Consider the following 19,951-nt stretch of genomic DNA (forward strand, 5'->3'; position numbering starts at 1 on the left):
CAAGATGAGTCCTGAAAACCATACGAGCAATGCTCGCGCTGTGCCCATGCGTGTGATCCAGCAAGAAGACCCACGCACACGATCAAAAAATTAAATATTTTTCTCACCGTTCAATCGATATTTAGTACGAGCAGTAGGTTTCAACTTCGCCTGTACCGATAGCGCCTCCATCCACATTTGACGTACCTGAACCCGAACCGTTTGTGATCGAAATCGTCCACGGTCCCGAACCAGGGCCAGCGAAATTCACCGCCGCAGTCGTATCGACCCGGAAAGTCTGCGGCACCAATCGCATTTGCGGATAGCCCCCGGCGAAGCATGACGGGGACGGCACCACCGAACCATTCCAAACCTGATAAAAGTTATAGGTTTGCGTAGGACCGCCGACCGGCATCCAGATCGGACCCGCGCCGTCATTCAAGTTCTGGCAGGAAAGCGCCTGCCCTCGCCCGTCGCTATTCGATGCTAGCGCACCCAATGGACTACAGGACGCGCGCGGCGCACCTATGGCCCCGGCCTGGATCGTACGCGCAACTGTGAGCGTTCCGCCGACCGTGGTATTTCCCGTAGTGTTAAGCGTCGTGGCCGTCGCCGTGCCGAGACTCGATGAGCCAGAAACGGTTAAACGGCCTGTGCTGATCGTGCCCGTGGCGTCCAGATTCTGGACGTTGTGCAGCGATACACCGTTCACGTTCTGATCGCCGGTCCAGGTCAGGCTACCGTCGCGCCGGATGTAGACCGAGTCCCCGTCGGTCGCAGGTCCGTTGGTCGCCATGATCGACGCAGCTTTCGAGCCGAGCGGGTTGCTTGCCGTGAATGACCCGTTGATCCCCGTGATCTGCGCTGGGCTCTGTGCGTTCGAATAGCCAAACTGGCTCGTGCCCGCCAGCTTCGAGCCGGCCAGTGCGACCTGTGCAGCACCAGCGACGTCCGGCTTCCCGCCCTTCAAAAGTTGCGTGGTCGGATACATCGTGAAGGCGACGTGGCAGTTCCCCGCTGTCTGCGTGCAGCCTGATGGCACCATCGTCATAGTTGTGACGTACGCACCACCCCAATACGGCCCGCTTTTGTGTGCCTGTTTGAGATTGCCCGCCGCTACGAGCTGAGCGATCGTCGGAGGCGTGATGGTCGCGTTATTACCTGAGGCGGTGTACTGCGTCAGGATCGCCCCAAAGTTGTCAGAGATGTACCCCTGAAACGCGGTCACCAACGTCGCTTCGTTCTGTCCTTCCAGCGCCAGCATCGTCGCGCGCTGATGCTCAATGTCTAGCTTGATGCCCTGCACTGTCAGGATCGCTGAGCCCAGAAGGACGAACATCATTTCGAGCAAGCTGCCCATGGTCCTATCGCCCCGTTACGTGCGCGACGTGTAAAGCTGAAGCGTCGCGTAGGCGCCCGCAGATGCGCACGCAGTGCCCGCCGTAGTGCTGCTGAAGGTTGTGGTCGGTCCCGAGAGCGTCGTGCTGTTCGCACCGACCTGCGAGAACGTGTTGGTCAACGCGGCAATGCTCATTGCGCATACGGCGGCAGGCACCTGATAGCTAAGAATCAGAGAGTCGTTCGCCGTGCTGAGTGTTCCGACACTGACAGTGACGGCCTGATTGAAGATCCCTTTCAGCGACGACTTGTCGCTAGCCAGACGCGCTCCGGCCGAGTCGAACGCCCGGTTCGTCGCCAACGTCGTTAGCGTCTCAGCAGAAAAGTCAGCATCGTTCTGCGTCGCATTGAGGATGCCGGTGTGAAACATCTGCGCTTCGCTGGTGAACTCGGAGGACTTGATCAGCGTGTAGACATAGGTGCTGCCTTTAATGACCGCGATGGCCAACAGCGCAGCGCCCGCCATGTATGCCCCCGCCTCGATCAGCGACAGTTCACCTGACTGCTTTTTTCGTCGGCCCATCCGAAGAAGACTCAAACGACGGACAGCGTTGGTGTTTTTTTGTTGCATCAGATTTCTCCCGAAGATCACGCCGTATCAGCGTGCCTAGATATGACTGCTCGTTGAGCGCTTACTGGGCGCCTGCTACCGGAATGCCACCACTCATGTTGACCGCTCCCGTGACGACGTACGAGCCCACTCCAATCGTCAGGAAAGCGACTACAGCAAATCCAAGAAGCACGTAGTGAGTCATTCGCGCATTGCGCTTCACCGCTTCGACGACTCTGCCAAGCGAATCGCGCCCGAGCGATTTGATCGCCGCTTCAAACTGATCCCGACCGGCGGCATCGGTGATGGTGTCCACGATCATTTCCGAGAAGATGCCCGTGTCAAGGGCACGCATTGGCTGATCTGGTCGCTGCGTGAGGCGCTTGTTCATCGTCATCAGATGCCACCGCATCCATGGATCGGCCGTATGGGCGACCCGGTTGATCGCCGCGCGCAACGTCAGGTTTGAATCGAACAGCCCAGCGAGCGACACAATCAACAGCGCTGCGCGCATGTCGCGCCGGTTGCGCCACATCAATGGGAAGCCGTCGAACCGGATGCGCAGCGGCCCGACCCAGCGCTTCAGGGTATAGAGGTAGGCTGCTATGGTTCCGACAACGACCGACGTGGATAACCACCAGTAGTCGTAGGCAAATGTGTCGATGTGGTACAGCAGCCGCCCGGCATCAGGCCACTGCTCGAGCGGCTTGATCTCTACAACCTGCGGATAGATCATGCCGCCGAACATCATGCAAAAACCGTACAGGTAGACAAGCAGAAACGTCGGATAAGCAACCTGTAGCGCGGTCTGTGACGACAGAGTGCGCTTGGCGAACGCCGCCATTTCGGCGAGCTCGAATCCCCGCACCACTGCGTCCCTCTGCGTCGACTCGTCAGCAATATCGAACAGCGTGTACTCGTCCCCCGGTATGAACGGCTTGATTGCTGCCGAGAACGAGTCGCCCTTCACCAGCCGCTCCCGTACCTTGGCAAAGACTTTCCACACGATGCGGTTGCGCTTCCGGTTGCGGTTTTCATACGTCTCGAGCCGCTCGCGCAGCGTTTCGACGTCGCGAAGACCCTTCTTCTCGATGTCGAGGCGCGTTTCCTTGTAGAACGTCTCGCGCACGCTCTGGAAGCGCCAGCGCGCGATACGCATCTGTGTCGCTTCGGGGAGGAGCGCAATCAACGAACTAAGCATGACCCGTCAGCCTTTTAAAGTTTTCCGTCCGCGCCTGGAAACACGCGGTATTGCCCGAACGACTGCATCGAACGGTTGATAAATTGTGGGTCTATTTCGCCACGGGAAGCCTTGAAAAGAGCGTGTTCATATACCGTCTTTCCGGTCATGTCCTCGTTATCGAAGGCGGTCTTGCGCTCCCGACGCCATACCTCGCGTGCTCCCGCCCAGTCGCGAACCGCAATTCGCTGACGGAATTCATCGGTCGGCCTATACAGTTCTGCGACCAGCGTGGGCCGCTTTGTTCCGCCGGCCACTTTGCCGTCGCGCGAAAACAGACCGTCGAGGCGGCAATGCTGGCAACCGGCGTGGTTGCGGCAAGCCATTCGCGACGTGTCGAGTCCGAACTTCGAGCGCAGCAGTTCGAGATCGGCTTCCTGCATCACATCTTCAGCAGGTAGCTTGCAGCGCGGGCATAGCGTAGGTATGAGCTTCTGGTTGCCGACGGCATTAACGAACCCTTCGGCGGCCAGTTCATCGATGGGCAGCATGAGACGCCCGCCGGCCATCCGCATGAACGCAGAAATGATGTCGCCCGCGTGCAGCGAGAAGCGCACCGGATGTCCGGTGAGCGCAAGCTCCGACAGGAGCCCCATCACCACGCGGTCACGCACTTCTGAAATCGTCACATCGTCCGGGTCCATCCGCATGAGTGTGCGGATTACTTCCGCGTATTTGCGGTTCGCCTCGTCGTCGGTTTCGTCCGGGCGGCGAATGATCGAGATTTCCGAAAGCCACGGCAACGGATATTCGGACGGCTCGCTAACGGCGAACTGCTTCTTTAGCTCGCGGTCGGGCAACATGTACGACAGTGCGCGGAGCAACGTCGTCTTTCCCGAACCCGTCTCGCCAGTCAGAACAGTGATGCCGCCGCTCACATAGTTGAGCGTGTCGATCAGGGCCAACTGGCTCGGCGCGAGGCCCATCTGCTCGGGCATCAACACGGAGTAATTCTTGAAGTTCCCATCGAGCAAACGCAGGGCGACGTCATAGCCGCCCACTGTCGGCGCGGACTGCCAGCGCAGATTGATGGTGTCGCGCCCCGCCACCAGCGGGATCATTGCGGACTGCGTCGCGCTGGGCTGAAAAGAGTTGCCCGAGTTAGTGTTCTTCTGAACCAGGTCGGAATACGCGGCAGACAGCGCCCGGCGGACGATCGTTTTTGGCAGACGCCGATAGGTATACACATCGCCGTTTACCCGGAAGCGAACTTCCACTTCTCCGCGAAAGTCCCGTGGCTCAAATGCGATGTCGCTTGCGCCGTACGCGTGCGCGGCTTCGATGATGTCCCGGAAATTGCCAATGGCACGCGACGCCTCGCGTTCCACGGTCCCGGTTACTTCGCGCCGCTTCCCTTCGTAAATTGCCGCGATCACTTCCTCTGTCGCGATCATTTCTTCCTGCACGAGCAGATCGCGTGCGGCAAGGTCTTTGACGAACGTTGTGAATTGCGCCCGCTCACTGAACCGCGCGGTCGCCGCAACGATAGCGATACCGGGCTGGATCTCGACTGCCACGAATTCCTTTCGTGCGGCGGTCGACAGCTTCAGGGTTGCGTCGCCGTCCGTGCCAGTGACGATCCGTTTGAAGTCGGGCAGCGCATCGGCCGACACCAGCACCGGTCTGCCGTTTAATGCGCTCGTCGGCTCTTCATTGTCATCCTCTTCGTCGTCGGCGTTGTGCTCAGCGGGCGCTGTACCGCCGTGCGCTCCCGGCACAGGATAGCGCGGGTTCGATGACACGGGCACGGTCGCGACTGCCGGTAGGGGCTCGTTCCGAGGCGTTGCGCCAGTGGGGAATTGCTGTTCCGGGTGTGGTTGCGGTCGAGGCTGCAAGGCCACCGGCTCGGCACCGAGGGCCGCGACGCTCTCTTTTTCCGTGGCTGAAGACTGACGGGCGGCGGTCTGACTCGGCGATCCCCGTTGAGCGGCTATCAGCTCGTCCAGCTCACGCAGCGCCTTCTCGCCTTCTACATATCCGTCGCCCAGACGGCCGGCTACGTCTGCGCCTGATTCAGCGACCACTTCCCCCGAAGGGGCATGGACATTTACGCCTACGTGCTCGGGCTGTTGCAGGAAAGGCGCGTAAACTGCCGCGGGCGGGCTGGCCGGCGCAGCGACCGGCTTGTCTGATTCTACGTACGACTCGACGTCCTCAACATCTTCGCCGGAAAGCCGGCGGCCAAGAAACGAGACTGTCGGATTGATCGCGCGCGTCGGCTCCCTGAAGGTCGGCTCCTGCCCGGGTTGGCCAGCTGACTGCGGCGCCGCCTGCCCTGCCTCAACGAATGCCAGCCAGACCCCGCGAAACCGTTTCATAAAGCCCCCGCTCGCCTGAGCGTCGTCCGTCTCAACGCCGGAAAAAATACCCATGCTTACCGTCCTCCCCCAAATGCGCCAACGTTCGTTGCCATCGGAAGAGGTGCGCCGAGATCAGTGATTGCCTGGATGGCGGGGCCATCTCCCGTCGAACCGACGCCGGCGGCCTGCGAGATGACCTCCGACCAGGTACGCCTTCCTTCTGCTACGGTTACGCGATACCCATCGACGCGCGTCACGACCCAACCGTTGAGCAGCTTCTCCCCGCGACTGGCCGAATAGACTCCGCCCTGATAGTCGTAAAGCACGTGCGCACCGGACGAATCGCTGTAGGCGCCAACGAACGAAACCGGTGAGGACTTTCGCACCGGTGTTTCCAACCTCTTCGGAGGCTTTGCAACGATGTTTACCGTCGCCGCGGGGGGCGCCGGCGCTGCCAGTATTGGAGCGCTCAATGCGACACCGCCCGCAGGAGGCTGCGAGCCGTCAGCCTTCCGCATGGAATTGACGAGGTTCTGTCGCGCAAGCCCGTCGATGTCGTCAAGCGTCAGGTGCTTCTCATCGGCGTGTGCCAGCCCGGCGGCACAGAGGACAACCAGCGATGCTGCCGCGAACCGGCCTGATTTATTGGAGAACATAGTATTTACCCTTCGCGGTGAAATGGACGCCGCTTCCGTCGTCCTTAAGCTCGAGTTCAAGTGCGTCGAGAGCCATGTTGGCCGGCAGCTTTTCTAGCAGCCGGCTCTGCCACATATATCCGTCGATCGACCAGTCGCCAGCCTGAAGGATCGGTCCGTTGATCTCTCCGGCGTTCGGCTGGCGGGCGAGCAGACGCTGGGGCGGGCGCAACGTGACCACGTAGCCGTGACTCATCAACTGGTCGGGCTTCGTCGACAGCCGTTGCGGGTCCGTCTGAAGCTGCTTGATAAGAGCCTGCGCGGTCGGCCACTGCTTCTGTTCAGTAAGCGCGAGCTTCTGGACATGCGGCACGGCCGGCCCCTTGACCTGCAACAGCAAACCGTTGGGATCGAACACCACTGGACGCATCTCTGCCGGTGCACGAGCGTCGAATTCCTTGTAGGTGCCGCCCTCGCGTTTGTAGGTGATCGAGCAGAAACCTGTCACACCACATGACGCCTTAAGGAACTGCCAACCGGCGACGTTCGTTTCCTGCTTGCCGAGCATGTCTATGAGCGCGGGCGCAAGTGAGGAAGCAATCGGTACTGCGCCATTGAAGGTCCGCGCAACGGCGGCCTGATAGTCCTGCATGTAGGTCGGCGGCGGTGCCGGCGGTGGTGGCGGCGGATTGATATAGGTGAGCGCTTCGCTCCCCAGATAGACCACGGTGGCGCCAATGACAGCGAGCGGTATGATCGTCGGCACCTTGACGGGCACCTTCCTGATCAGACCAACGCTTTTGCCTCGCAGCAGCTCGGCTGGTGTGAACGGCTCGTCGAGGCCCGTGAGGTCGGTGCCGTAGCCGATTGTGAACAGGGGGACACGGTCCTTTGCGCACTCGTCCTCAACCGTATCGAGGCTGGCATCAAGCGCATTGAGGGCTACCGTCTGGTCTATGCGCACCGCGCCGCGGACAACGAAAATGACATGCACACGCTGCCCGTCCTGAACCAGAACCAGCACCGCGGGCTTCGAGCGCACGCGATCAAGACCCGCGACCCGTGCGGCCGCCGAATAGAGTTTTAGCCCCTTCCGTTCGGATGGCTCCGGTGCGCAGAAGCCGGCGACAGTCTCTTCCTTGCCCTTGATCTCAACGCAGTGCGTCGCGTCGAGCTCGTTAGCGTAACGGCGGCGCTCGCCCGCGGCGCCCTTGGTCGCATAGGCGCGCCAGTCAAGCCCGAAGACGAGACGCGCCTTCCTTTCGTTGGGAATCGATTCGAAGTGCATGCGCCGCTCACATCGACGGGACGACGGAGGCCGTCAGCATGATCACCTGGAATGTCTTGGCCTTGTTCCATGCGCCGCTGAAGCTGAGAATCCCGCTGTTACTGGTACCGTCGTAGTTGTTGGTGACGGCGCCATACATGACCACCGTCTGCCCGTCGGACAACGCGATCGTCTGGTCATCCTTACTGCCCACGATGTCCGGCAACTGGATCTGCTGTGACGATGCGCCGGAACCCGTACCGATGGTGGTGAATGGGCCATTGAGCTTGGAGTTATCGCTCCAGTACGAAAGGATGATCTGGTTATGGTCGTTGACCGATGGCAGGACGTTCACGAAGTCGCCCACCGTTACCGATCCAGGCGTAAGTCCAGGCGCACCAGCGCTACCGCTGATTGAGCCTGTTGCAGGCGTCGTTGCCGCCAGATAGCCCTTCGTTTCGAAGGAACCGATCGACATCGGCAGTCCGTTGAGCGTCATCTTGGTCTGCGTGTTGTCAGCGATGGTCTTGCCAAAGGTGTTTAGCGCGTTGAGTACCGCATTGGTGCCATTGAGCGGCGCGCCCGGGTTGAGAATCGAAAGGCCGACGGAACCGGCGGCAGTCGCTAGCGACGTAGGTGAGGTAATGCTGATGGCGTATTTCGATAGACCGTCGGAGATCCTGTTGAAGACGATGTCCGCGTTTGCACCGGCCTGCGACCCGTCGTTAAGTGCTATTTGCAACGTGCGCACCCGGACCATGACCTGACGCGTCGAAATGGCGTTCTCGTGTTTTAGCACCTCGCTCATGCGATCGACGGCTTCTTTGGTGTCGCGCACCATGACGAGGCGGCTTTGGGGATTGACCGTGATCTTGCCGAGCGGTGTCTGGAGGCTTTGGAGCTCCTTCGTGATCATGTCGATCTGATTGAAGGAGCCGTCTCGCCCAGTCGATGTCACCGCTGCAAAGGAGCCTGTGTTAGCGCTCGTCGTCCCCGTTCCTGTTGACTGGGTACCCGTTGAGGTGTCTGTGCCCTTCGACATCGACGACTTGATGCTAACTGCGCCCGGAACGGCAGCAATCTGGAACGTCCGAGTTACGAAGCGCGATATGTTGATCGTTGCTCCATCGAAGTCCCAGGCGAGGCCGAGGTCTTCAGTCACGCTATGCAGATACTGTCCAATCCGTGCATTGCCCGGTTGCCGGTAGACTGGCTCAAGGTTTGCCGCCCCGGCCATTGAGGTCGTCTGCATCACCGTCCTGCCTGCATTTCCCGACGCCGCATCGATGAGAGCTTCGCGCGGAATAAAAACATCCGGGCTTATATGGACGGGATAGCCCGACGCATCCGAGATGTACGTACCGATCTTTGTGATTGGCAGATTCGCCGGAAGCGTGATTGTCTTGTCGCGGAATACGGCCGGCAGCGTCGCTTCGTACGCAACGGGCACAAGCCGATCGCCGAGAAACGCGGTCGAAACGTGCTCGACTAGCGGCATCGAATCCCCCATGCCAGCCATCGCGCGCGTTGCGTCGTGTGTCGCTGCGTCATAGGCGTGGTTGATGTCCGATTGCGACACAACGCAACCCGTCAGCATGGTTGCCGCAAGGAGTGATACAGCGGCCTGGAAGCGGTTTGCTCGCATGGTTTAGTCCTGGCAGTTTGCCGCGCGGGCGACCACGCGAATGACGTTGTTAATGTGTTCGCAGACGCGCGTAGGCGTGCGCATGTGATTGGTCGCGCGCATGACTTGCGTCAGCACTGAATCGAAGTCGCCACTGAACGTCGCATTGAATTCGAGCGGCAGGTCATCGTCGATTTTCCAGGCCAGTTGCCAGCCCTGCTGCTGCAGCCAGCGGTCGAGCGCGTTTCGCAAATTGATGTCCTGCGGGGTGATCGTGAGCGTCAGGGCGCTGGAACCGGCTGCAGCCTGTGCACCCGGCAGGACAACTGGCGTGACGGCAGTTGAAGTGAGCGTTGGCGCCACAGCTTGGAACGGCGCAAGTACCGGCGGCGGCGATGCGTGAGACGTCGCAGCCGCACTCGGTGCAGGGTTGGCCATCGCGAGCGAAGCCGTTGGGCCAGGGGCGGCTGGGCTCGCTGCGTTGGCCTCCAGCATCTGCCAACCGTCACCCGCTGGCGGCGACAGGTGGGATTGCGGAAACGCAGCGTTCGCCAAGCCCGTCATAGCGAGTAATGCGAAAACCTTCGCAAGGATCGAGGCGCGACGACGGGTGGGCATGATGATCATTGGCTTCATGAGATTCAGTGGGCCGCGCGCACAACGCGCCGATAAATGTGGTTTGCGTACACCAGCTGCTTGTTGGTTGAGACGGCGTTGTACGCACCAACCGCCTTCCACGTCGGGCCGAACTGCTTGATGTTCGACGCGAGAATCCAGGTGCCGACGTATCCGTTGATGCATGGGTTAAACAGCGACTCCCGCGTGACGCCATAGCGCCTGAGCTTCGGAAGCCACGACGAATTGATCTGCATGAGGCCAATATCTTCAGAACCGTCCGTATTCCGGTTCACCGCGTTGGCGCGCATGCCTGACTCCTGCTGTGCGATTGCGCGCACCAGCACCACATTGACGTGATGGAACCGCGCTGCGTCATCGAGGCAGTCTGCGAGCGCCGGCTGCACGCACAGCAGCGCGCTCGCCAATGAGGCGACGGCCCGGCGCCTCATGATTTCGTCCGGTCGAAAAAGCGGACGTCATGCTTACGCGTCACGTTCACCACATTGCCGTCGGCGTTGACAATGAACTGGTCTGCGGTACCGTTGAACTTGTAATAGCGGCCCTGCTGCTCACCTGAGCCCATGTGAGCGACATCCGAGACCTTGACGTTGCCGACCGTGTCGGCAAATTTGAAGTACGTCGATCCTTCCTTGTCGAACACGGCTTCAAGGCCTGCGGTGTTCTTCGCGTCAAATCCGTAGACGAGGCCGGCAACGCGCGCCACTTCGACGCTGCCGGAGCCATTGGACACAACAAACCGATCCGCCCGGTTAATTGTCACGACATTGCTTGAGTCGTCCCATTTTGGCTTGAGCGAGTGCCCCTCCATGTCCCGAAAGACGAGCTCTTTTGCAGGCCTTTGTGAGAAGCGGATCTGAATGTGCGTGTCGTCGCCGTCCCGGATCGCTAGCGCGCCGAACTTGGCGGCGAGACCACCGTCCTGCGGCGGCACGTTGTCGCCCGCGCTGACTACTGCCCCCGACGCGGGCAATTGGCTTACTGCTGCTGTTTGCATTGCAGGCTGCGCAGGCGCAGCGCTTGCCACGTAGTTCACCCCGGTCGATTTGGCAGCCGCGCGACGCAACGTCACGTGGTGCGCGGTGAAATCGACGTCAGCATAGAGGTTCACTGCCCCCAGCAGGCGGTCGAGCGACTGCATCCAGTTCTCGCCGTCTCGCGTTGCGAAGCTCTGCGCGTTCGTCAGGTCGACGTCTTTTTGCGCCGAGCCGCTCCAACCTTGCGGCACCAGCGACTTGACCATCTGCGCAAGCGGCAACGTTGCACTCATCGGACGCGTCGTCTCCAGACTGGGTCGCGGACCAATCAGTGCGAGGCGGTTCGAGAAACCGGCAAAGCCGGCAGGCATGTCGCCACTGCGGTTGCTGGCATCGGAGGTGAAGGTGTTCGCCTTTTTCCATCGGGCCGTGGCGCTCGACCCACCCACCGAATAGGAAACGACTTCGGGCGTCCCTGACACAACGATGTATGGGCCTTCAGCGTGACCGCCGTCTACTTTCAGATTCTGGCCGGCTCGTGGCTGAAGATACGTGTCCGTACCGTCGTTGAAAATAAGCGCGGGTCGCTCGGTCATGTTCCCGTTGACCTGATAGTCAAAGTCAAGGGGATCCGTACTCGCAGCCCACGCCGACAGCGACAGCACTGACAGCGCGATAAGGGTTAGCGTTTGCTTCATAGACCGCGGTCGATTTGGGAGAGATGCTGGATGAAGCGCGCGAGGTACTCGCGGCCTGGCTGTGGGTTGGCGCTGTGGTAGTACGCCACGGCTTTCACCGCCGAATGCGTCTTGCGATAGTTCTCGTTGAGGATGTCTTCGGCCACGTGGATGTTCGTTGCCGGAGCAAGTGCATCCCACGGCGACGCGAAGCGCTGCCGGTGATAGCACCAGTTCACCTGCATCAGGCCAACATCGAAATCACAACGACCATCGGAGATAAGGAAGCGGATCGCCTTGTAGGCGTCATCGCGCGTGCGAAAGAAGAAGCCGCGTCCGGCGACGTTGAGAGTCCACGGCCATGCACGACCCTTATAGGCCGACTCATTCAGCGCGACGCCAGTAAGGATCTTTGCGTCGACGCTCGTATGCATGACGTCGAATGGCGCCTGCGCGGAGGCACAAGCCCAGCCACCCCGGCGCTCGGTCAACGCGGCCTGCGCGTCGTCGTCGAGCACTGCCGGTTGCAGCCAGCCATTCTTCACGAGCATCGCCTGAAGGCTCTCAGGCGCCCCATCAACGAGCACCGATGCAAAGCCGCGCGACCCCGGGTTGATGCTCTGTCCTTTCAGGGGTTGCGCCCACGTAAGAAAGCGCTGCAGGCCGCAGGCATACACGGGCGTACCGGGGAGCTCGAGGACGGTGCGCTCGCCGCTTTCTTCAACGACGAAGCGGGTCGGACTGATCACCGTATCGATCACTGCGGCGCCCGCCGACGAGTACGCGACCGCTAGCAGCAGCGCTGCAACGACGTGCCTAGTCATGGTACGGCTCCATGACGATGTCCTGCGTCACCTGGACGAGGAACTGCTGCCCAGCCGGCACTGTGATCGTCGGCGGAATGTTCTGGTTACGCTGAAGCACGGCCTGCGCAGTCGTCGCGGCAACCTGCCCTGCTGTGCTCCCGGTGGTCGTTATTCCGACCGGGCTTGCCGTCGTTGAGGTAGTTGAGCCATTGTCAAAGCTCTTCAGCAGGACTGCGGTAATGAAGCCTGCGCCAAAGATCGCCACGAAGTGGTTGTTGACATCGCCCGAAAATCCGGCGGCGCCATTCTGGTCCGCACCCTGCATGCCGTTCATCGGCACGCTCTTGCCGTTGGGCAGCCGCAGACTGGTCGACGCGACAAGCAGGCGCTCCTGTCCGACCTTGACGTCCGCGCTATACGCGCCGTTGATGAACGAACCCTTCGGTATCATCAGGCAGTCGCCACGCAGGCTGTCATAGATGTCCTGATCGACCATCAGCGCAACGCGGCCGGGTTTGTCCGAGTTCAGGCCTTCGACAGTCTTCACGTGGATGTTGTGGGGAGGTGTGAGCGTGCAGCCGCGGGCTTGTCCGTTGAAGGTGGTCCGCTCGATGCCGCCTTGCCCCGCTGCATCCTTGAGGAAAGCGCGATCGCGGTCTTCGGGCGCCTGTCCCTGTTTGCCCGGCGCGAGCGCCATCGCGTCGGCCGGGTTCTGCATGCCCGACGTCGCCGCAGCTCGAGCCGCGCGAAAATCGTCCAGCGACGGTACGCCCGCCGGCACGGCCGACGCCTGCTGGGTGGCATTTCGGGAGGCGCCAGACTGCTTGAATACCGACGACGTATAGATGGCATCGAGCTTGTTGCTCGCAGCAAGCGCACGAGTGTCGGCACCGTCCGCTCCCACCTCGCGCTGGAAGTCATTGCCCGTCAGCATGGGTTTGACGCCCGGACGTTGCGCAGCGGATGCATCCGACGCGGCGCGCGCGGCCGCTTCAGCCGCCGCCGCCTCCTGCTGCTGCTTGATCATCTTGTCGATGTCGGAGTTGCTCGCTCCAGGGGCCTCTGTGCTGCTTTTCAGAGCCGACGCCTTCTTCAGGCGGGCCTCTTCCTGCGCCTGATTGCTTGCCTTCAGCTCGTAGTAGAAACCGAGCACACCGATCACGATGGCGGCCAGCAGGCCAATGCTCATGATCGCATTGCGGGGCGTCTTGCCTTTGACGAGTGCAGCCTGTTCTGCGTTAGGCGTGGCCTGTTCGGTTTTCTTCGCCACGGTTAGAACACTCCGAAGATGCGCCGACGACCGCGCGTCACCGTTACCTCGTCCTTGCCCGACACAAGAACGATCTCGTCGGCCAGACGCTGGAACACGAGGAAGTCGCCGCGGCGGATGAAGTTGCCGACGACACGATCGCCGTGATCCTTGTACATCGGCACCGGCCACGTCTGTGCCGTGGCGGGCATGCGCATCCAGATCGAGTGGCCGTCATCGAATACGACCTCCGGCTTGAATTCCGCGTTACCGTCCACCGAGTAGTCCCAGTTGAGCTTGTCCGGCGACACGCCGATCGAGCCTGAGTCGCCGCCGCGTTCTCCGACGGATGCGCCCGGGACTGTCCCACCGGCTTCGTCTCGCACGTTCACTCGTGCCATCGGTGCGCGCGGATACTGGAAGCGCACGGTCTGGTAGAAAAAGCCACCGGCCGGCGACGCGATTAGCGTGAAGTCGTATTCCCGGCGGTTCGTCGTCAGGTGCAGAGTGTTCACCAGGTCTGCCTTGTGCGGCTTGATGAAGACATGGTTCATCTTGTCGTCGTCAATCTCCCACTGGACACTGTCGCCCATTGCGGGGTCGGCGATCAGCTTCTCGCCGGGTTCCAGCTCGATGGTCGTCAGTTTCAGCGGTGCAGTGAGCACACGGAAGATCTGGTCGCGGCTGTACGGAAACACGCCGATCCTTGCGTCACCAGGCATCGTGAGCGGGTCAGCGCCACCATTGAACGGATTGACGGGACTCATCGGGTCCCCCGCAATCATCGCTGCGTTGAACGAGTTTGCGTCAGCAGGTTTTTTGGCATTCGCCGCCGTCATTTGCAATGCCGTCGCCGCAAGCAGAACGAGAACGCCGAGCGTCGGACGGTGATATCGGGAGGTCATCCTGGTCAAGCTCCACCGGTCCGCTCAAGGCGGAAGAACGGAATGTAAATGCCGAAAGGATTTGCGGTGAGTGCCGCGTCGGCGGTTGGCGCCACGATCTGGTAGCGAAGCGTCAGCGCATAAGACTTCACGTCGGGCAAGAACTGTCTGATCTTCAAGCAGCGCGATGTTGCGCACGTTCACTTCGCGGATCAGCTTGGGATTTGCGGTGATCTGCTGGAAAGGGGCGTCGTCGCGCAGCCAGCTCTTGAACTGGTCGGTTGCGGCACCGATCATCTGAGCCTTTACCGAATTGATGTTCGACGACATGCGCGATGTCTGCAGGCTGTCGGTCAGCACTGGCTCGATCGTGAACCAGCGCACCGCCATGTCGCGCATGCTCGTGCGCAGCGCCTGGGAGTCCGGCTTGTAGGCGACGAGTTCCGTCACGACCGGGTGACCGCTCACGTCGGCCGACACACCCACCACGCGCGTGACCGAAGGCGGCGGCTGCCGTGTCCAGACGGCACCCGCTGCGACCGCAGCACAGGCGAAGGCAATGAGCATCCAGCGGTTGCTCTCGACCTTCAGCCGCGTGCTTGTCTCGAAAATGACTTTCGATGGATCTTCCTCGGCATACATGCCGGGGGCCGTGGATAGCGCGGCCTGCCGCTTGTTCCTGAAAATGCGCATGGCAACCCTTGATGAATGGGTACCATTGAAACAATTTCTAACAAGGGCTTTGAGGCAAAAGGCACAGAGATTTGAGCGCCTTTGTGGGCAGGCCGATTGGGTCTTAGCCTTGCTGGCTGTTGAAAACTTTAACCATGGTTACGGGTCTCAGGCGGAAAGAGATATGAAATCGGTGCTCTTTCGTTTCCATCGCGCATGCAGGTTCTGCAATGCTTTCTTCTCGTTCCAACCTTTGTTATAAATTTACATTTTTGGAACAAGATCGCTAAATTTTTGGTCCGAAAAATCAGATAGTTAAGACCATGACACTACCAAAAAAATCAACCACGGTTAAAAACGCGAATCCTACGCGTGGTTGCGCCGCAAGAGCCAATAGCAATCGGAACGCAGGCAGAAAATTGTCGATTTGAAAGCGATCGTAGAGCACAGCCACCGCTTTTCAATGGAAGGCTTCGCCAGTCAATCGATAGAAGCACTTTTCTAGCAGCGCCTTTACTGAGAAAGCCTAATGATGGAAAAAGTCGTGGACGATGCATTGCGGCTAGCAGTAATTTTCAAGGCCGGTGTGGGGACACAATGGAGGACATATCGTCAAGCAGCAGAGAAGCTGTCGAGGTTGTTTGAGACGAACCTCGCGCCTCCGAGGATTGCCGAGGCCCTCGCCGTGTCGCGATTGCCTCGCGAAGTTACAGGACTGTTCGCCGGACCGGGCTTAAGCACCGGCAACGCGCGCGCGCTCCTGAGATTGGCAAGTCAACGTGGAGAAAGCGTGCTCGCGGCCAGCGCCGCAACGATAGACACAACCGGCATGGATGCAAAGGGCATTGTGCGCGCCCTACGATCAGGCGGTGAAGTACGCTCACGAGCGGCCCCTCCCGGATTGAAGGGGCCACTCGCCATTGCAGCGTATTACATGCGGGGTGCTTTCCCGAGTCAACGGGTCGCGGCCGTGCACATGGGCATACCGCAATCGCGGCTAAGCGAGGCTCTTACCATTGAAAAGGTGTTGCCCGCTGAGGTAAAAATGCTCTTTCCGGGTGACGATCTTACTTTCGCGGCCGCCAAGCAAATAGTGAGGCTGATAGCGCTGCAGGGGGCGAAGAACGTTCGCGCGCTCGCAGCCGAGGCGGCCTGCTCCCCGCGTAGGCCATCACCCCAACTGATACTGAACCGCCTGGCGGGTGTCGATATCCCCGGCGTCGATGCGAGGGTTAGGAAAGCGCCAGGAAAGAATGCAAAGCGGCGCCTAGTCGTTGAATTGCACCTTCACGAGTCCGACGCTAACAGCGTAGCGGCGCTCGAGTTCATGATTGAAATGCTGAAGACAAGGTTTGGCATGGAGTGAAGGAGAATCGGAAGCCGGAATTGGCGTTACGATCGTGGCCGAAGAGTTTCACGGTTTCACAGTTTGGCGGAAGCGTCGCCCTGAATTTGTTGTTTCTGGCCAATACGTTGGGACAAACGCCAAAGGCTCAAGACCGTCAACCGGTTGACGGTCCTATTGCGGGAAATCGAAACAGTGACGCCTGCAGGTGCAACTAGGTGCGATGTTTTTTGCAGTATCCGCCTGTGATCTTGAGCGCTTGACAAGGGTGTGCGTTTGAGAAAATTCGATAGTTGAATATCTCAGCTATCTCACATCAGGTCACCAATAAATTCGCACACGCCTTGCCCCGTCGAGTCGCCCAAAAAGGCCATCGAATACCACCATCTTCTGCGGGAGCGAGAGACATCAGCCCTGAACTACGGCCGCTTATACCAACGGCTACTCGAAGAGCGGGTTTTCGCAACTCAGCGAGCATTGTCCATCGCTTTGTCCGTACCTGAGGGGCATGTCTCCAAAGCGCTCAAGAGTGCCCTCTTACGCGCATTCGGCTCAGAGGCTCATGTCTCGTTTAGAGTCGCAGAGGCTTTGGCCGAACTTGTTAAGGTCGTAGGCGTTGCAAACGCTGACGATGCGCGCCATCCTACTGGGGCAGCGCACTGATTTGACTGCCAATCAGATCCTAGAGACCTTGGCACGAACCGAACCGCCAAGCCATCTACCGCAACAAATTAGGATGTCTGTAGGTCGCCGCGGTCGTTATATTCGTAAGCGCGCAATCTAGCGCACGGAATTGATATCCCGGGACGGTTGAGAGATTGCGCCGCACGACACCCGCGTCGATCGCTGACGTCGCGCCAATACCCTGGTTGAATCAAGCGGGCTTGCGTGCTGCAGCCGGGAGCTTCGCGAAGTTGAAGGGCAACAGGTCGGTGACATCGGCATGCGGTGCGCGCTGCGGCAATTCGGTCAGCACATGCACGAGGTATGCGTATGGCTCGACATTGCAGGCCCGACGCGTGAGCATCAGGCTGTACACGATTGCGCTCGCTTTCGCTCCGGCAACCGTGTCACTGAACAGCCATGAGGCCCTCTTAGAGAAGCAATTCCATAAGCGGGCGAACTGGCTCTTCGCGGGCTCGTTGCGTGCGGGGCAACGTGCAGCCGCCATCATGAGCCTGATTCGATCAGCGCAGCTCAACCGCCATGATCCATATGTCTATCTCAAAGACGTACTGAATCGCTTACCAACGCATCGCGCCGACGACATCGCTCAGCTACTGCCTCATAGCTGGGCGCCGATCACCGCCTGATCGCTGGTAGGCACTCCCTAGGGTGCCATTGCCGGGCGCTTACAGACGTGCCGAAGGCAGCGAGACTGATTCTCGCACTCGCTAAGTACCTGGAGTCCACCTACTGGACGGGCGTCATGGCGTGTTGCCTCATCAACGGTGTGGTCCCGCCTGATCTGTCGATGGACGACGAGAAGCCGATTGTCACGTTCGATATTGCGGACGACGATCAGTCGCTCGTGATCGGTCACAGCAACGAGCGCGTCCATGTCGTGCGGCGCGACCATCGTGAATGGCGTCACTCCGAGTGATACCAAGGGTCTCGAATCGCCAGCGGACTTTTTCGACTGGTGCGAACTTGAGGGTATCGATACTAACTGCCTACGACTGTTGCGCGAGATCGCAGGCTTCAGCACGGGTCGCCAGATTGGTAGCTTGCCGCTCAAGGGACTTCCGCGCTATGAATTCGTTTCGCGATCCTAATGAACGTACACAAGGAAAGAAAACATGTCGATCGGTCCAACCACGCATGACCTCAATACACAACATGCGCAGGCAGCCAATGCCGGCTTTCACGCGATCATGGTGGGAGACCAACATCTGAGCGCTGCTCAACTGGGTAACAAGTACAACCCGAACGGCGATGGCGAGCATCGGGCATCGCCGTTGCGTCGCGCGGAGTGGCGCCAGCAAGTTGCTGCTGAGAACACCGTGATCGGCTTTTGGGACTGGGTGGAATACCAGATCGAGCAGTACCACAGCGACGCGCGCTGTCTGGCAGCGCCGGATCATAGCGCGGAAGAGCCAAGTCCGGCTCTGATCCGGCTGATCAACGATGGGCTCGGGCGAGGGGTACATGGACGGCAAGGTCTACTGTGACTGCGAGAAGCGAACGCTCGATGTGAGTGGCACCGACTTCCTCGACTTTCAGTCGTATATGGAGGCGCTCGCCGCGGACGGGATTCCGGGCACGGAGCTGAAATGCAGAAGGCGTCACTGTCGTGTCAGCGACCAACCAGCGAGAACTTACAGGGTTCCTGCAGGAGGTGGTGCGCAAGATGGAGCGTCCGTTGATCGTTGGTCGTCGATACGGGACCGAGTTCTCTATCAGGCTGGTCGCGGAACGAATGGTCGTCGTCAAGTTCGCGCTCTGCGGCGAGCTTGATATTGACGCACCGCTTGGCTTCTCGACCTCGCTGACCTTACCCCTCTGGCCTTCATGCCCTCGGCCCGCGGCCCGTAGGTGGGACCGGACACGAGCATAATCGAGGGTCGTCCGAATCCTCTTTTTCTTTAAGCGAGACGCGGCCGCAGAAGGTCGCGCAGACCAGCGATGTGCTGCCGCGCTTCGTGTGACCGCGTCGCCGCGGGGACAATGTGGCGGGAGGTCGTGGCTGGACGGATGAAGCCACGCTCCTTGGCTTGCGCAAAGCCAGTCTTCCAGTTGGTTGCCTGACGCCCAATTCCCTCGCCTGCCTCGTACACGGTCATCGATTCGCCGTCCGCACTCACGACGTAGGCCGTCTCGCCGCTCGCGTCTACGAATGTCTGGCCAGCACTCTCACGAGCCACGCGCTCGCCTTGAGCCTCGACCTGCACCTTGACGTGTTGCTCGAGAGCAGCCTGAGACTTTCGGCGCAGCTGATAGCGGAAATCGACCGGGCTGCGGAGCAGAGCGCTTAGGTAGCAGATGGGTTTTGCGGCTGCCTTTAGATGTTCCCACGTCGCCTCGACGACGTCGGAGAGGAGCTTGCCCTTCTCACGCGCTTCACGCATGAATTTGAAAATCAGGAAATCAAGAAAACCCAGGGACCGCAGACGCTGAAGGTCAGCAGGCACTTGCCCGGGTTGTCTCTTTTGAGAAGAAGCAGGGTAAAGATCCTTATATATACCACCGTCTGCCACGGTGGCAGACGGACTGGGCAAAGAGTCAGGCTGGGGTTCCGGGTTGTGAGGAACCGGGGCTTCGACAAGACCCAGCAGTTCAGCGGCATGCTGAGTGAGGTGGAGATACGCGCGACCAAAGAGACCTGCTTCAACATAGCGGGACTGAGGACGACGTTCAATCAGACCAGCGGCTTCGAGGTCATCCAAGCTGCGATAGAAGGTGCGCATCGACTGAAGAGCGCGACCAGTGAGCAACTCGCGACGCGCGAAGATGGCTGCAAACGGTTTGGCTTGATCTACGGTTCGTGCGAGAGCAGCGAGAACGGCACGCGCACGTTGGGGAAGGGCGTCGATGTGGGACGCGCGAAATGCGGCGCGGAAGATGATCCAAGGCAAGTTGGTGTCATCAGAACGGAAGGCGGTGAGGGCGGTTGAGTCTTCGGGGTGAGTTTCACCCTCGCCAGCAACGAAGCGTTGCGCGATAGACATGTCGAGCGTCCATTCTCAAAAATGGATTTGAATTCGCTTGACTG

The 19,951-nt window shown here is 60.0% G+C and carries 18 protein-coding genes and 3 pseudogenes; 5 read left to right on the forward strand and 16 right to left on the reverse strand.

The genetic code is table 11. The features are described from left to right. Positions 1 to 121: 121 nt before the first annotated feature. From PQR02_RS22810 to PQR02_RS22875, 14 genes and pseudogenes are all read right to left on the reverse strand, one after another. On the reverse strand, positions 122 to 1,339 hold the full coding sequence (locus PQR02_RS22810; RefSeq protein ID WP_408236190.1) for a hypothetical protein: 1,218 nt from the start codon (positions 1,337 to 1,339) through the stop codon (positions 122 to 124). A 15-nt stretch (positions 1,340 to 1,354) separates the two neighbouring features. Continuing rightward, on the reverse strand, positions 1,355 to 1,948 hold the full coding sequence (locus PQR02_RS22815; protein ID WP_408236193.1) for a hypothetical protein: 594 nt from the start codon (positions 1,946 to 1,948) through the stop codon (positions 1,355 to 1,357). Positions 1,949 to 2,009: 61 nt separating this feature from the next. Next, entirely contained in the window at positions 2,010 to 3,086 is a 1,077-nt protein-coding gene (locus tag PQR02_RS22820) for a type II secretion system F family protein (RefSeq protein ID WP_408236196.1), read from the reverse strand. Between the two features lie 56 nt (positions 3,087 to 3,142). Then, positions 3,143 to 5,539: an ATPase, T2SS/T4P/T4SS family gene (locus PQR02_RS22825; protein ID WP_408236198.1), complete on the reverse strand. Its 2,397-nt coding sequence runs from the start codon at positions 5,537 to 5,539 to the stop codon at positions 3,143 to 3,145. A 2-nt stretch (positions 5,540 to 5,541) separates the two neighbouring features. Then, entirely contained in the window at positions 5,542 to 6,123 is a 582-nt protein-coding gene (locus PQR02_RS22830; protein WP_408236201.1) for a hypothetical protein, read from the reverse strand. After that, entirely contained in the window at positions 6,110 to 7,390 is a 1,281-nt protein-coding gene (locus tag PQR02_RS22835; RefSeq protein ID WP_408236204.1) for a hypothetical protein, read from the reverse strand. The genes PQR02_RS22830 and PQR02_RS22835 overlap by 14 nt, the downstream gene beginning before the upstream one ends. 7 nt (positions 7,391 to 7,397) lie before the next feature. Next, the gene (locus PQR02_RS22840) at positions 7,398 to 9,014 is read right to left on the reverse strand and encodes a type II secretory pathway protein (protein ID WP_408236207.1); all 1,617 of its coding nucleotides are present in this window, start codon (positions 9,012 to 9,014) and stop codon (positions 7,398 to 7,400) included. Positions 9,015 to 9,017: 3 nt separating this feature from the next. After that, a complete protein-coding gene (locus tag PQR02_RS22845) occupies positions 9,018 to 9,620 on the reverse strand; it encodes a toxin co-regulated pilus biosynthesis Q family protein (protein ID WP_408236210.1) in 603 nt (200 codons plus the stop codon). Positions 9,621 to 9,634: 14 nt separating this feature from the next. Beyond that, on the reverse strand, positions 9,635 to 10,060 hold the full coding sequence (locus PQR02_RS22850) for a lytic transglycosylase domain-containing protein (protein ID WP_408236213.1): 426 nt from the start codon (positions 10,058 to 10,060) through the stop codon (positions 9,635 to 9,637). Next, positions 10,057 to 11,304 (reverse strand): TrbG/VirB9 family P-type conjugative transfer protein, encoded by a 1,248-nt coding sequence (locus tag PQR02_RS22855; RefSeq protein ID WP_408236216.1) that lies wholly within the window; start codon positions 11,302 to 11,304, stop codon positions 10,057 to 10,059. Before PQR02_RS22855 ends, PQR02_RS22850 begins: the two co-directional genes overlap by 4 nt. Continuing rightward, positions 11,301 to 12,107 (reverse strand): transglycosylase SLT domain-containing protein, encoded by an 807-nt coding sequence (locus PQR02_RS22860; protein ID WP_088176740.1) that lies wholly within the window; start codon positions 12,105 to 12,107, stop codon positions 11,301 to 11,303. The genes PQR02_RS22855 and PQR02_RS22860 overlap by 4 nt, the downstream gene beginning before the upstream one ends. Continuing rightward, positions 12,100 to 13,359, reverse strand: coding sequence for a TraB/TrbI/VirB10 family type IV secretion system protein (locus PQR02_RS22865; RefSeq protein ID WP_408236220.1), 1,260 nt, complete (start codon positions 13,357 to 13,359; stop codon positions 12,100 to 12,102). Before PQR02_RS22865 ends, PQR02_RS22860 begins: the two co-directional genes overlap by 8 nt. Before the next feature lie 2 nt (positions 13,360 to 13,361). Next, positions 13,362 to 14,243 (reverse strand): TrbG/VirB9 family P-type conjugative transfer protein, encoded by an 882-nt coding sequence (locus tag PQR02_RS22870; protein WP_408236223.1) that lies wholly within the window; start codon positions 14,241 to 14,243, stop codon positions 13,362 to 13,364. A 5-nt stretch (positions 14,244 to 14,248) separates the two neighbouring features. Beyond that, a pseudogene (locus tag PQR02_RS22875) lies at positions 14,249 to 14,915 on the reverse strand (VirB8 family type IV secretion system protein). Between PQR02_RS22875 and PQR02_RS22880 the strand changes: the two are divergent. Beyond that, a complete protein-coding gene (locus PQR02_RS22880) occupies positions 14,914 to 15,156 on the forward strand; it encodes a hypothetical protein (protein WP_408236226.1) in 243 nt (80 codons plus the stop codon). The pseudogene PQR02_RS22875 and the gene PQR02_RS22880 overlap by 2 nt on opposite strands. Before the next feature lie 267 nt (positions 15,157 to 15,423). Further along, positions 15,424 to 16,260 carry a hypothetical protein gene (locus PQR02_RS22885; RefSeq protein ID WP_408236229.1) on the forward strand — a complete coding sequence of 279 codons (837 nt, stop codon included), beginning with the start codon at positions 15,424 to 15,426 and terminating at the stop codon, positions 16,258 to 16,260. A gap of 853 nt (positions 16,261 to 17,113) precedes the next feature. Here PQR02_RS22885 and PQR02_RS22890 read toward each other — a convergent pair. Next, positions 17,114 to 17,332 (reverse strand): annotated as a pseudogene (locus PQR02_RS22890) (transposase domain-containing protein); the annotation flags it as partial. 22 nt (positions 17,333 to 17,354) lie between these two features. Between PQR02_RS22890 and PQR02_RS22895 the strand changes: the two are divergent. The 3 genes and pseudogenes from PQR02_RS22895 to PQR02_RS22905 all read left to right on the forward strand — a co-directional run. Further along, a pseudogene (locus tag PQR02_RS22895) lies at positions 17,355 to 17,552 on the forward strand (transposase domain-containing protein); the annotation flags it as partial. Positions 17,553 to 17,599: 47 nt separating this feature from the next. Then, positions 17,600 to 17,842: a hypothetical protein gene (locus tag PQR02_RS22900; RefSeq protein ID WP_408178987.1), complete on the forward strand. Its 243-nt coding sequence runs from the start codon at positions 17,600 to 17,602 to the stop codon at positions 17,840 to 17,842. Between the two features lie 196 nt (positions 17,843 to 18,038). Next, positions 18,039 to 18,410: a hypothetical protein gene (locus PQR02_RS22905; protein ID WP_408236232.1), complete on the forward strand. Its 372-nt coding sequence runs from the start codon at positions 18,039 to 18,041 to the stop codon at positions 18,408 to 18,410. A 414-nt stretch (positions 18,411 to 18,824) separates the two neighbouring features. Here PQR02_RS22905 and PQR02_RS22910 read toward each other — a convergent pair whose 3' ends face one another. Next, positions 18,825 to 19,907 (reverse strand): Replication protein O, encoded by a 1,083-nt coding sequence (locus PQR02_RS22910; protein ID WP_408236235.1) that lies wholly within the window; start codon positions 19,905 to 19,907, stop codon positions 18,825 to 18,827. Positions 19,908 to 19,951 lie beyond the last annotated feature (44 nt).

Source organism: Paraburkholderia sediminicola (assembly GCF_046026895.1).
Taxonomy (GTDB): domain Bacteria; phylum Pseudomonadota; class Gammaproteobacteria; order Burkholderiales; family Burkholderiaceae; genus Paraburkholderia; species Paraburkholderia sediminicola_C.